This window comes from uncultured Neptuniibacter sp., from assembly GCF_947498015.1.
Classification (GTDB): Bacteria; Pseudomonadota; Gammaproteobacteria; order Pseudomonadales; family Balneatricaceae; genus Neptuniibacter.
On the sequence record NZ_CANMIR010000005.1, the window covers coordinates 119,053 to 131,213 of the forward strand.

General features: G+C 47.3%; 16 protein-coding genes and 1 other RNA gene. 6 read left to right on the forward strand and 11 right to left on the reverse strand.

All coding sequences use genetic code 11. The annotated features are described in order from the left end of the window. Nucleotides 1-4: 4 nt before the first annotated feature. Genes dxs through Q0882_RS08210 form a run of 3 tightly spaced genes read right to left on the reverse strand, consistent with a single transcriptional unit; the run spans nt 5 to nt 2,910 of the window. On the reverse strand, nt 5-1,771 hold the full coding sequence (dxs, locus tag Q0882_RS08200; protein ID WP_299179997.1) for a 1-deoxy-D-xylulose-5-phosphate synthase: 1,767 nt from the start codon (nt 1,769-1,771) through the stop codon (nt 5-7). A 12-nt stretch (nt 1,772-1,783) separates the two neighbouring features. Then, on the reverse strand, nt 1,784-2,665 hold the full coding sequence (locus tag Q0882_RS08205; protein WP_299179998.1) for a polyprenyl synthetase family protein: 882 nt from the start codon (nt 2,663-2,665) through the stop codon (nt 1,784-1,786). A gap of 2 nt (nt 2,666-2,667) precedes the next feature. After that, nucleotides 2,668-2,910: an exodeoxyribonuclease VII small subunit gene (locus Q0882_RS08210; protein ID WP_299180000.1), complete on the reverse strand. Its 243-nt coding sequence runs from the start codon at nt 2,908-2,910 to the stop codon at nt 2,668-2,670. Nucleotides 2,911-3,087: 177 nt separating this feature from the next. Between Q0882_RS08210 and pomA the strand changes: the two genes are divergently transcribed. Continuing rightward, complete coding sequence (gene pomA / locus Q0882_RS08215; RefSeq protein WP_299180002.1) at nt 3,088-3,846, forward strand: flagellar motor protein PomA; 759 nt, start codon at nt 3,088-3,090, stop codon at nt 3,844-3,846. Between the two features lie 20 nt (nt 3,847-3,866). Next, nucleotides 3,867-4,808: a flagellar motor protein MotB gene (locus Q0882_RS08220; RefSeq protein WP_299180004.1), complete on the forward strand. Its 942-nt coding sequence runs from the start codon at nt 3,867-3,869 to the stop codon at nt 4,806-4,808. A 65-nt stretch (nt 4,809-4,873) separates the two neighbouring features. Here the strand turns inward: Q0882_RS08220 and Q0882_RS08225 are convergent, their stop codons facing one another. From Q0882_RS08225 to smpB, 7 genes are all read right to left on the reverse strand, one after another. Then, nucleotides 4,874-5,167 carry a c-type cytochrome gene (locus Q0882_RS08225; protein ID WP_299180007.1) on the reverse strand — a complete coding sequence of 98 codons (294 nt, stop codon included), beginning with the start codon at nt 5,165-5,167 and terminating at the stop codon, nt 4,874-4,876. 196 nt (nt 5,168-5,363) lie between these two features. After that, the gene (locus tag Q0882_RS08230; RefSeq protein ID WP_299180010.1) at nt 5,364-5,567 is read right to left on the reverse strand and encodes a hypothetical protein; all 204 of its coding nucleotides are present in this window, start codon (nt 5,565-5,567) and stop codon (nt 5,364-5,366) included. Nucleotides 5,568-5,632: 65 nt separating this feature from the next. Continuing rightward, nucleotides 5,633-6,463 (reverse strand): polyphosphate kinase 2 family protein, encoded by an 831-nt coding sequence (locus Q0882_RS08235; protein ID WP_299180011.1) that lies wholly within the window; start codon nt 6,461-6,463, stop codon nt 5,633-5,635. A gap of 56 nt (nt 6,464-6,519) precedes the next feature. Next, nucleotides 6,520-7,104 (reverse strand): rhodanese-like domain-containing protein, encoded by a 585-nt coding sequence (locus Q0882_RS08240; RefSeq protein ID WP_299180014.1) that lies wholly within the window; start codon nt 7,102-7,104, stop codon nt 6,520-6,522. A gap of 60 nt (nt 7,105-7,164) precedes the next feature. Then, the gene (locus Q0882_RS08245) at nt 7,165-7,449 is read right to left on the reverse strand and encodes a hypothetical protein (RefSeq protein WP_299180017.1); all 285 of its coding nucleotides are present in this window, start codon (nt 7,447-7,449) and stop codon (nt 7,165-7,167) included. Nucleotides 7,450-7,949: 500 nt separating this feature from the next. Continuing rightward, nucleotides 7,950-8,309: a transfer-messenger RNA gene (gene ssrA, locus Q0882_RS08250) on the reverse strand. 47 nt (nt 8,310-8,356) lie between these two features. After that, nucleotides 8,357-8,830: an SsrA-binding protein SmpB gene (gene smpB, locus Q0882_RS08255; RefSeq protein WP_299180020.1), complete on the reverse strand. Its 474-nt coding sequence runs from the start codon at nt 8,828-8,830 to the stop codon at nt 8,357-8,359. A 280-nt stretch (nt 8,831-9,110) separates the two neighbouring features. On the opposite strand from smpB, the gene Q0882_RS08260 reads away from it, so the two are divergent. Genes Q0882_RS08260 through Q0882_RS08270 form a run of 3 tightly spaced genes read left to right on the forward strand, consistent with a single transcriptional unit; the run spans nt 9,111 to nt 11,244 of the window. Next, complete coding sequence (locus tag Q0882_RS08260; protein ID WP_299180023.1) at nt 9,111-10,475, forward strand: sodium-dependent transporter; 1,365 nt, start codon at nt 9,111-9,113, stop codon at nt 10,473-10,475. A 16-nt stretch (nt 10,476-10,491) separates the two neighbouring features. Next, nucleotides 10,492-10,923, forward strand: coding sequence for a type II toxin-antitoxin system RatA family toxin (locus Q0882_RS08265; RefSeq protein ID WP_299180025.1), 432 nt, complete (start codon nt 10,492-10,494; stop codon nt 10,921-10,923). 9 nt (nt 10,924-10,932) lie between these two features. Further along, nucleotides 10,933-11,244 carry an RnfH family protein gene (locus Q0882_RS08270; RefSeq protein WP_299180028.1) on the forward strand — a complete coding sequence of 104 codons (312 nt, stop codon included), beginning with the start codon at nt 10,933-10,935 and terminating at the stop codon, nt 11,242-11,244. Between the two features lie 12 nt (nt 11,245-11,256). On the opposite strand, the gene Q0882_RS08275 is transcribed toward Q0882_RS08270, so the two are convergent. Continuing rightward, on the reverse strand, nt 11,257-11,586 hold the full coding sequence (locus Q0882_RS08275) for an outer membrane protein assembly factor BamE (RefSeq protein ID WP_299180031.1): 330 nt from the start codon (nt 11,584-11,586) through the stop codon (nt 11,257-11,259). A 116-nt stretch (nt 11,587-11,702) separates the two neighbouring features. On the opposite strand from Q0882_RS08275, the gene fur reads away from it, so the two are divergent. Then, nucleotides 11,703-12,125: a ferric iron uptake transcriptional regulator gene (gene fur, locus Q0882_RS08280; RefSeq protein WP_299180034.1), complete on the forward strand. Its 423-nt coding sequence runs from the start codon at nt 11,703-11,705 to the stop codon at nt 12,123-12,125. Nucleotides 12,126-12,161 lie beyond the last annotated feature (36 nt).

Below are 12,161 nucleotides of genomic sequence, written 5' to 3' on the forward strand. Positions count from 1 at the left end.
CCCGTTACAGAGCGTTTTGAATCGCCCGTTCTATCCCTTCCTCATCAAGGCCGCATTGAGTGAGCTGTTGCTGACGAGATGCATGAGAGATCCATTGATCGGGGATTCCCAGTGATAGTAGTGGCGTTCTTATATTGTTCTGATGTAGGTGCTCACTTACTGCGGAGCCTGCGCCGCCGATGATGCTGTGCTCCTCGATAGTAACAATCAGGTCGTGTGTAGACGCAAGTTCCTGAATAACATGGTGGTCGAGTGGTTTGACAAAACGCATATCTACAAGAGAGTAGTTGTGCTTCTGTGCAACTTTCCGCGCACTGTCTAAGAGTGGTCCGAAATTAAGCAGAGCAACCCGATTACCCTGACTAAGGCGTCTGCTCTTTCCTATTTCGAGAGCGACCATTGTTCCGGTTGCGGCTTGCTCTACACTGGCGCGAGGGTAACGGACAGCTGCTAACCCATCATACTGATAACCTGTATAGAGCATATTTCTGAGCTCATCTGCATCTGACGGCGTCATGATCAACGCTTCAGGAAGGCAGCGGAGCATTGAGATATCAAAGCAGCCTGCATGAGTGGCCCCATCTTCCCCAACCAGTCCAGCGCGATCGATAGCAAGCAGTATATCCAGCTTCTGGATCGAGATGTCATGCACGAGCTGATCATAAGCACGTTGTAGGAATGTTGAGTAGATGGCGACAACTGGCTTGATCTGTTGGCATGCCATGCCTGCAGCTAACGTCAGTGCATGCTGCTCTGCGATAGCAACATCGAAGTATCGTTGCGGATATTGTTGAGAGAAAGTGGTCAGGTCAGACCCCTCTCTCATCGCAGGGGTGATCGCTGTAAGCGCTGGGTCCTGCTGTGCCATCTCACAGATCCAGTGGCCGAAAATATTAGAAAATCGTTTTTTGGCGGCTTTTGGTTGGTGGATAGGCTCAATTTTGGTGATGGCATGATAACCCACGGGATCATCTTCAGCCGGTTTGAAGCCTTTTCCCTTTTTCGTGATCAGGTGCAGAAATTGGGGGCCGGGTTTATTTAGTGTTTCTTTGAGAATCGGAACAAGCGTCTCAAGATTGTGCCCATCTACAGGGCCTGTGTACTCAAAATCCAGTGCTTCAAACAGGGCTGCAGTGGTATCTCCATCAGTCCTGTTTTTGATGTTTTTAGCCAGATAGGTCGCGAGGCCCCCTTCGTTATGCGAGATCGACATATCATTGTCATTTAGGATAACCAGCAGGTTAGTGTGGGTGTGGCCGGCATGGTTAAGGGCTTCAAAAGCCATTCCGGCGGTCATTGCACCATCGCCGATTACCGCAACTGTACGTCGTTGGTTACCACGTAGTTTATCTGCAATTGCCATCCCAAGTGCTGCACTGATAGAGGTGCTGGAGTGCCCAACGCCAAAATCATCGTACTGACTCTCTTCTCGCTTGGGGAATGGGGAGGGGCCATCGGACTGGCGAATCTTTGGCATCTCTTCGCGGCGCTCAGTCAGAATTTTGTGAGGGTAGCATTGATGTCCCACATCCCAAATAAGGTGGTCATCTGGCGTGTTCAGTAGGTAGTGCAGGGCTATGGTTAGCTCGATGACTCCGAGGCCGGCGCCGAAATGCCCACCGCTTTGGCCGACGCTGTAAAGCAGGTAGGCCCGGAGTTGCTCGGCTAGTTCCGTTAATTGTGCAGGATTGAGTAGACGCAGCTGATGGGGATCGTTGACCTGATCCAGCAGAGGTGTCTGTGGACGTTCGTTCGGTATGTTATGGAACATTAACTCTACTACTTAGTGGTCTCGGTTAACGATAAAGTCAGCCAGGGCTCTCAGCGTGTCAGCCTCGGTGCCAAATTCATTCAGTGCTTCAATCGCTTCGTTATGCAGCTGTGCAAGTTTTAGCTTAGCACCTTCAAGTCCAAGCAGTGCTGGATAGGTGGGTTTATCCTGTTCTAAGTCTGAACCTTGAGGCTTTCCGATGGTGTCAGAATCACCTTCGATATCGAGGATGTCATCCTGTACCTGAAAGGCCAGCCCTATGGCTGCCGAGTACCTGTTCAGCTGTTCGATCTGCTCAGGTGTTGCGCTGTTGCTACAGTATGCTCCCATCAGTACTGCGCAATTGAGAAGAGCGCCTGTTTTGTGGTGATGCATAGCTTCAAGTTCTGCGAGGGAGAGGGCTTTGCCAACGTGTCGTAGATCGTAAGATTGACCGACAACCATCCCTTTATGCCCCGCAGCCATGCCTAATTGCTGTATCAGCTTTATGCGAGTCTCTGTAGGCAGCAGGTGATCATCTGCGAGTAGTTCAAAGGCAAGACACTGCAGTGCATCTCCGGCGAGGATGGCGGTCGCTTCGTCGTAGGCGATGTGACAGGTGGGTTTTCCACGCCGCAGGTCGTCATCGTCCATCGCAGGCAGGTCATCATGTACGAGAGAGTAGCTGTGGATACACTCTATGGCAGCGGCTGCACTATCAGCGGCTTCCACATGTCCACCCAGCATTGAATTGATTATGTAAACCAAAGCGGGGCGAATACGTTTGCCACCATTAAAGAGTGAATAGTGCATCGCTTCTTGCAGTGTTGGATCGATGCTCTCTTTGCTGATGCAATCCTGAAGGTGCTTATCTACCCTTTCCTGGTAGTGCTTGAGCAGATGGCGAATCTCCAAGTTCAGCTTTCCTCTGTGGGCGTGAAAGGTTCGGTCGACAGCTCCCCGCCTGACTCGATAAGGACCTGAACCTTCTGTTCAGCCTGAGTCAGGATAGTTTGGCACTCCCGAGTAAGCCCTACGCCTGTTTCAAAAGCCTGTAAGGATTCTTCAAGGGAAAGATCACCCTGTTCCATCTGGTTAACAAGAGACTCAAGTTCTTGCAGAGATTTTTCAAAATCCGGTGTTTTTTTCTTACGAGGCATGGGAAGGAATCATCTATTAAAGCGCTAAAGTTACCGAAGCCGGAGATCAGAATCAAATATCCGTTAAATTTAATAAGTTAAACGTTTGTAGGGTGGGTGAAAATGCACACTTTTTTGCTATTATAGTCGGTTCGTAAATGGGCTTGAAAGTTAGCTGGCTTTATCAAGGAGTGCTGGGTGGATATAGCAACGCTCGTCGGTTTGTTAGGCAGTTTCGGTATCGTGGTTGCCGCAATGGTTATGGGTGGTGATGTCGGAGTGTTTGTTAACCCTCCTTCACTGCTGATTGTTGTGGGCGGCTCTATATTTGTTGTCTTGATGAAGTACACCCTGCCCCAATTTCTTGGGGCAGGTAAAATTGCGGCAAAAGCATTTATGTTCAAGTCGCTGAATCCGGAAGAGATTATTGCTGAAACAGTCGATCTGGCTGATGCAGCACGTAAAGGTGGCCTTCTATCCCTTGAGGATAAGACCGTCAGCAGTGACTTTATGCAGCGCGGTATCCAGCTACTGGTTGATGGTCATGATCCTGACGTAGTTAAAACTCTCCTGAACAAAGAAGCTAAGCTCACAGCGGATCGTCATGGATTTGGTGCAACCATCTTCTCCCAGATGGGTGATGTTGGCCCAGCAATGGGGATGATCGGTACACTAGTCGGCCTGGTGCAGATGCTATCCAACATGAGTGACCCTAAATCGATCGGTCCTGCGATGGCGGTTGCACTACTGACAACATTATATGGGGCCATGATGGCCAATATGATCTGTTTGCCTATCGCTGATAAGTTGTCTGTTCGAAAAGATGAAGAGGCACTCAACTCTGCTTTGATTATTGACGGCTTGCTTGCTATTCAGGCGGGTCAGAATCCACGAGTGATTGAGCAGATGTTGCGTAACTATCTCCCTGAGAAGAAACGTGCAGCGGCTGAAGGCTAATTCGGAGAGGATGTTAAGAGATGAGTGACGACTCCGAAGAACATGAATGCCCCCCCTGCCCCGCAGGCTTACCTGCATGGCTAGCAACATTCGGCGACCTGATGTCGCTGTTGATGTGTTTCTTCGTACTACTACTCTCCTTCTCGGAGATGGACGTATTGAAGTTTAAACAGCTTGCGGGCTCAATGCGTGAAGCTTTCGGTGTGCAGAATCAAATTAAGGTTGAGGATATCCCTAAAGGTACCTCAATTATTGCTCAGGAGTTCAGTCCCGGACGCCCTGAACCTACGCCGTTGAATGAGATCCGTCAGATGACGGTGAATAACGATATGAATACATTGGATATTCGATCGAAGGAGGGGGAGAGTGATTCCCCTGATAAAGAGGCGGGTGAAGAACAGGAGCTGCAAAAGCAGCAGGAGCAGGAGGCTCAGGAGGAAGCGGTTGAATTTGCTGCAGCGCTGGCTGAAGAGATCGGTGATGGCAGTGTTGAAGTGGAAACAGATGGTAAAAAGATCATTATCCGTATTAAGGAAAAGGGGTCTTTCGATTCAGGTTCTGCTGAGCTGAAGTTTGAGTCTATTCCGGTGTTGGCCAAAATTAGGGATGTACTACTCAACGTTAAAGGTAATGTAGCAATCGAAGGGCATAGCGATAATATCCCTTATGCGGGCCGTCGCTTTGAGTCCAACTGGGACCTTTCAGTGGCACGTGCTTTAGCTGTAGCACATGAGCTATTCGGGGACCCCCGAATTGACCAGTCCCGCTTTAAAGTGATGGGGTTAGCTGATACGAAACCGTTAGTTCCCAATGATACTCGTGCGAACAGGGTTAAAAACCGACGTGTTGAGATCATTGTGACAAAAGGTAAAGACAAAGAGTCTCTGGAGAAAATACAGGCTCGAAAAGAGGGGGATTCGGATGGTGAACTGATTAATCTTTCACCTGACGATATCTTCTAAGCTAGCTGTTAGCCAGATAAAAAAACCGCCTGTTGGCGGTTTTTTTTATAGTGCTCAAGGGGTGTTTACTTGGAGTTATCCAGCATGAACTGAATAGCGCCTTTGAAATCATCATCAGAGCAATCGTTGCACAGGCCTTTAGGAGGCATGGCGCCTTTACCGTTTTTGACAGACGCCAGTAAAGCATCCATGCCCAGAGATGCGCGTGGAGCCCAGGCAGCAGCATCACCCAGCTTTGGCGCGCCGGCTGCGCCTGTTGCGTGACATGCTACGCATTTAGTGTTGTAAGTGTCGTTAGCCATTGCCGCTGCCGGTACCATCAGAGTTGCAGCAACTGCTGCCATCAGTACTTTTTTCATTATAGTTTCCTGTAAGTGCTCATAAATTTGTTTTTGGGACTAACGGGCTTTCCCCACAAATACCAAGCCAGCTACTCCTAGTAGCTACTATTAGTACCCCAAACAGGGTGAATTGTATCTGAACAAAATCAATTGAAGGAAGGAATAATGCTAAAGAATATAGGTTTTTATCCGGAAGGCGGATAGGGCAGCTAGATTAACCGCCCAGTCGCATCGCAAAGCTGGCTTGATTGTGTTGAATCTGAAGCGTGTGGTCATGAACCCTTTGTTCAGCGTGGAATTCGTTAATGGCCTGATCGATAACCTGTTTCGGAGCGATCGCCAGGTTGCGCACGTCATGTTCGGAGTAGCCGCGTTTCAGCAATTGCTTCAGCTGAGTTTTTAATGTGTTATTCATCATATTGTTAACCTCTATTAGATGAGGCTTATCATGCACCGAAAATGTTTCAGTTTTATGGCATGGTGTTATTCATCTGAAATTTGTATTCCAAGAGCTGTAAAGGCTTCCCGGGTAACGTTGGGATCTACCGGGGGAGGGGTTGTATCGATATTTTTTGAGAGGGCTTTAACGATTGTTTTCAGAACCTCTATACGGGCATACCATTTGTGATCACCTGGGATAATTGTCCAAGGGGCTGCTTCGCTTGAGGTGAAGCGGAACATATCATTGATTGCTGACTCGTAGTCGTCCCAGCGTTGACGGTTTCGGATATCTTCAGAGGTCAGTTTCCAGCGTTTCACCGGATTATTAAGGCGCTCTTTAAATCGTTTGAGCTGCTCTTCCTGTGATATATGCATGAAAATTTTAATGATCCGCACATCATCATCAAACAGCATCCGTTCATATTCATTAATCTCTTGGTAAGCGCGCTGCCACTCAGATTCGCTGGCAAAGTTCTCTACCCTTTCCACCAATACTCGGCCATACCAGGAACGATCAAATATAGCCAAAGTACCCGCTTCGGGGAGGCGTGTTTGAAAACGGTACAGATAATGTTTGCTTTGATCTATAGGTGTTGGGGCTCCGGTAGGGTGTACATTGAAGCCACGGGGGTCCAGTTTCTCTGTTAGGCGCCGAATTGCACCCCCTTTACCACTGGCATCCCACCCCTCAAAAACCAAAATGGCCCGTTTTCTTTGATGGTAGTACGCTTGCTGCACATGCAGCATTCTTTTCTGCCATTTTTTGAGTTGCTTAAAATATTGGGCTTTGTCAGCTAAAACATGCGCGGAAAAATCAATGCCGCTTAGGGTTGGCGGTGGGGATTGAAGAATGACAGGGCTTGGCTGATGCATGATAGGACTCTCTGGCGATTCATATCAGGATAGGACAAGCCCCTGAGGCAATCAAATCATTGATGAGGTTGCCATGCGATATCTGGATTGACTTTATAACTCCATGGTAGCCCGGAATTGCGCCATCCATTGACGGCTCTCACGCCTGCAGAGTCGCCTTGTTGAAGCTTGCTGCCTTCAAAACCATCTACGACGGTCCAGACCTTCTGATAGCCCAATTTTGCTAAGAGATTCACGGCAGGGGCGCTACGGGTGGAGCCTGAGCGACACATAATAATGATATTTGATGTTTTTTTATCTGCGTTGAGCTGTGTGAGCTTGTCTAACAGCTCAGATTCAAAGGTTGGGTTTTTCCTCATAGCCCAACTGCTTTTCTTGCTATTCCACTGATCGGGTGCTGCGAGCATCCAGGGGATGTGGATATCTGTAGGGGTCGCAAAGCCGGTAAACTTCACTTCCACGGGATCTCTTACATCAATCAGCAGTGTGTTTGGGTTGGCTTGTATCATATCCCAGGCTTCGATCGCGGTGACGTATAGGTTTAGAGTTGTCTGCGCGCTGGCCTTCTGAGGTTTCTCTGCAGCTGCTAAATTTGTCGAGAGTGGGATCAGTAGGGCGCTTAGTAAGAGGAGGTGTTTCATGTAGTGGCCTCAAGTTCTCAAAATTAATATTAGAAACACTAATATTAATTTTGAGAACTATCAATAGTTCGGATTATCAGGGGTGTTTTCTAATGCTTTGTGCACGAGTTGGCGGTAAAGGGTGATGGTGTGAGCAAGGAAACTATAGTGTTCTTTGTGATCTATAGTGAGAGATTGAAGGTCTTGAATGGCTTTATGAAGCTGGGTTAGAAACTCAAGATCATATTCATCAGGCTCTTCACCATCCAACAGCCTTTGCTGCAACTCATAGGCTCTGGGTAAAAGGCGCCTCTGTATATTAAGAATGCTGATCTTAATGGCGCCATTTGTATGAGAATCTGACATGACGCTACCCTTTTTCACTATTCCTCTAAGCATAGTATCAATGCCGGATCAGAGTTAATCATGACTCAAAGGTCAGGTGGCGGCGTAGATAGATATAGGAAAATTAAGAAAAAATCCTAGATAAACTCTCTGAGAGTTTGGGTAAGCTCACCCCATCCAGCGATTAAGGAGGATTGCTGAAATGGAAGATTTCATGCCTTGTGAACTTTGCAGTAAAAAACAGGTAGCCAGTTTCCCGCATCACTATATGACGCTTATTAGTCGTATCCCCGAAAGCAGTATTTATCGTTGCCAGCAATGCCGGACGTTTTGGATGTGTTCCAATGAATTTGGCTGGGAAAACTTGGATTTTGACTCGGTCTGGGATATCGCATCTTAGCCTAAACAACCACATTGAGATAGGGTCGCTTTTGAGCGGCCTTTTTGTTGCGTGTGATTTAAACGAGGCATGCCTATAAACGACAAAACCCTTTGATTTCTCAAAGGGTTTTGTCTGAAAGTGGTGGAGGTGGCGGGGTTCGAACCCGCGTCCGCCAATCCGCTGCCTAAAGCTCTACATGTTTAGGCTTCTCTATTGAGTTAACCCGTCACGACCCGAGAGCCAGGGTGTTATGGGCGAGCCTCTTTAGGTTTTAACCGTTCAGCCTGAGACAAGGCTTCCGGGCGATTCTGTCTCGAATGATACCGCAAAATCCTCTAGTTACAGACACCTGAAGGAGCGGCACAAGCTGACTTATGCAGCTAGAGCGTAGTTATCGTCGTTAGCAACTATAACTGTGTAGTGAGGGATTTACGAGATCCACTACATTCTCGACATGCACCCAAGGTTTTGTAATCAGCGTCGAAGCCAAGTCACCCCCAGATAGTGGCCATTATAGCCTGTATGACTCAAATAGAAGAGTTAAGTTTATTTTGCAGCCATTACGCGCTGCTTTTGACGTGCCCAATCTTTATCTTTATCGGCAGCACGTTTGTCATGCTGCTTCTTACCTTTAGCCAGCGCGATTTCGCATTTAATCTTATTCTGTTTCCAGTACAAGGATAGGGCGACGCAAGTATAACCTTTAGCCTGAATGGCATTGATAATCTTGACTAGTTCGCGGTGGTTAAGCAGTAACTTTCGATCTCGTGTTGGGTCCGCAACGACATGGGTGCAAGCGGTTTTCAGTGGCGTAATATGCGCCCCGACTAACCAAGCCTCACCTTTGTGGATGTTGATAAAGGACTCAACTAATTGAGCACGGCCTTCACGTAAACTTTTAACTTCCCAGCCGGTCAGCACCAAGCCTGCTTCGAATTTATCATCAATGATAAAATCGTGGCGTGCTTTTTTATTCTGACAGATGGTGTTACCCGAAGGCGCTTTCTTCTTCTTAGCCATGGCGGGCGATTATATAGTGCGGCTATACACAAAGAAAGCGCTATAGTTCATACATCAGCTTTTTCTTCGGTTGACGGTTTTTGGGATTAAGTTAAGGAATAAAGGCTGCTCAGGTAGCCATAAAATCCTCTGTTTTTGAGTCTTGATTCAGGATTTTTCCCTGAAATTTGGAGGCGGTAGTTCTGTGTGTGATTTTTAAACAGTTTCCGTTGTACATGACAATAAAAAGATGAAAAAATCGCCCCTTTTTTCGCTTATACAATAAGAGAGCAAGCGTTCCATGCAGGAAAAGAAATCAATCCACGGTGCTTGGGCATCACGCTGGATTTTTATTTTGGCAGCGACTGGGTCGGCTGTTGGTCTGGGTAATATCTGGAAATTCCCCTATATAGCTGGTGAAAATGGGGGCGGTGCTTTTGTACTGGTCTATCTGATCTGCATATTGTTGGTTGGTGTTCCAATCATGATGGCGGAGGTGCTGATCGGTCGTCGTGGACGGCAAAGCCCTATCAACGCGATGAAGGATGTTGCGATTGAAGCCAATCATTCAGGGCGCTGGTCGCTTGTTGGATGGATGGGCGTGCTTGCGGGATTTATGATCTTCTCATTCTACTCTGTCGTGGCGGGCTGGGTTCTCTACTACATTGCTGGAATGGGGGTAGGTGACTTTATCGCAATCGGTAGCAGTGACGCTGGTGCTGTTTTTGAGGGACTTCTCGCTGATACACAGACGCTGCTGATCTGGCATACCATCTTTGTTCTGATGGTCATGTTGGTGATTGCGGGTGGCGTAAAGAAAGGCTTGGAAAACGCAGTTAAATTCCTGATGCCTGCACTCTTTGTCTTGCTCCTTGTTATGCTGGGTTACTCAATGCAGACGGAGGGCTTTTCTGCGGGTTGGAATTTCCTTTTCCACTTTGATACGAGCGAACTGAGTTGGGATGCGGTTTTGATTGCCCTGGGACACTCGTTCTTTACCCTGTCGTTGGGTATGGGTGCAATTATGGCGTATGGCTCCTATATGCCGAAGAAAACCTCAATTGGTGGATCTGTTGTAATGATCGCGTTTATGGATACGCTTGTTGCGCTGATTGCCGGATTGGTGATCTTTCCGATCGTATTCACTAACGGTATGGATCCAGGCGCTGGACCTGGCTTGATGTTTGTCACCCTGCCTGTCGCTTTTGGTCAGATGCCAGGTGGTCAGGTATTCGGATTTGTATTCTTCCTGTTGGTAGGGATTGCGGCATGGACCTCAGCGATCTCTCTGATGGAGCCTGCTGCTGCATGGTTGGTAGAAAAGTTCAGCTGGCATCGTGTACCCGCGTGTATCGTTCTGGGGCTGATGGTCTGGGGCCTGGGAATCGCGGCATTAGGGTCATTCAATTTTATGTCCGACTTTAAACTGTTAGGTTTTAATGTCTTTGACTTCCTGGATTTCATGACTGCAAATGTGATGTTGCCTTTGGGCGGCTTGTTCATCGCTATTTTTGCGGGTTGGTTTGTGACGCGTAAAATGGCAGAGAATGAATTGGCAATCTCGTCACCATTGCTTTTCAATGCATGGTATATTGCTCTGCGTTTTGTATCGCCAATGGCGGTGGCGATCATATTTATTCTCAATCTTGTTGAGAAGTTGAAGTAGAGGTAATTCCAGCGGCATGGCTCAGGTAGATCGCAGTGCATTAGTGTTGCACACTGCAGAAGAGATGTTTGATCTTATTAACGATGTAGAACGATATCCTGAGTTTTTGCCCTGGTGTGCTAAAACAGAGATCGTCAGCAAAACGGCTGATGAGTTGGTTGCTACACTTTATCTCTCGAAAGGGGGGTTAAAGTATAGCTTTACGACACGTAATCAATTGTCGAGACCCACTCAAATGACCCTTGAACTGGAGGAGGGGCCCTTCTCCACTCTTTCTGGTGTATGGGATTTCAAAGTGCTGAGCGATGAGGCTTGTAAAGTCAGCCTTAATCTTCAGTTTGAGTTTTCTGGTAAAATCGCATCCATTGCTATGAGTAAAGTATTTAATCAGGTTGCTACAACCCTGGTGGATGCTTTTGTGACGCGTGCAGACCAGATTTACGACTAAGGAGCTCTTATGAATATTGAGGTTGCTTACGCTCTGCCTACTGAACAGAAAATCATCTCCCTGAAAGTGCCGGATGAGTGCACGGTCTATGAAGCAGTGATTAAATCGGGCATTAAAGATATTTTTCCTGAGATCGACCCTGAAAATGATCCTATGGGGATCTTTGCTAAGGCTGTTAAGAACCCTAAAGAGACAATTTTACGGGAAGGTCAGCGTATTGAGATCTATCGACCTTTGATTGCTGACCCTAAAGAGGCGAGAGCGAAGCGCGCAGCTAAGATGAAAGCAAAGAAGGAAGCCGAAGAAGCTGCGCGTAAATAGTGTACGAAGTGATTAGGAGCCGCCAGGTCTGAAATCACCGTTTAAGGCGCTCAGCTTACCGTCGGTGAAATTAAGCGTAATCCGTTCGCGCACATAGTTGCCATCAGCACCTGTTTTCTTGCTGTATATATAATCCCAGCGCCCTTCGTGGAAAGTGTCGGTCAGTAGCGGAGAGCCCATTACAAAACGGACCTGATTTGGGGTCATGCCGGGGCGCAACTGGTCCACCATCTCCTGTGTCACGACGTTGCCTTGAGGCACATCGATCTTATAAACACCTGGAAATCCTGAACAGCCTGTTAGAACTACAGTAAGTGCCGCAGTAATAAGAAGTTTTTGCATCTGATTTTTGCTTCCACTATTGTGCGTAAATGCGGATAATAAAGTTTCATGCGTGTTTGGACAAGCGATTCAGTTCTATCCGCATTATGTAATCACCTATAGCCCAGAGAAAAATTATGTCACTTGAAAATCAGGAACTACGAAAAGCGGGTCTTAAAGTTACCCTGCCGCGTGTAAAAATTTATCAGATTCTGGAGAAAGCCGGTGAAGGCGATCACTTCAGTGCTGAAGATATTTACAAGTTGTTGATGGAAAAGGGTGAAGATGTTGGTCTGGCTACTGTCTACCGTGTTTTAACTCAGTTTGAAGCAGCGGGTTTAGTGACTCGTCATCACTTTGAAGGTGGTCACTCTGTATTTGAGCTAGCACGTGATGAAGAGCACGATCACATCGTTTGTGTGAAAAGCGGTATCGTAAGAGAGTTTAACGATCCTCGCCTCAATGAACTGTTGAACGAGATCGCAGAAAATATGGGCTTTACTGTGACTGATCGTACGATTTATCTGTACGGTGTTCACAAGGATGCTGAAGACAAGTAAGCGGCTTTACCTAATGTCCAGGTGATCACTAAAAGA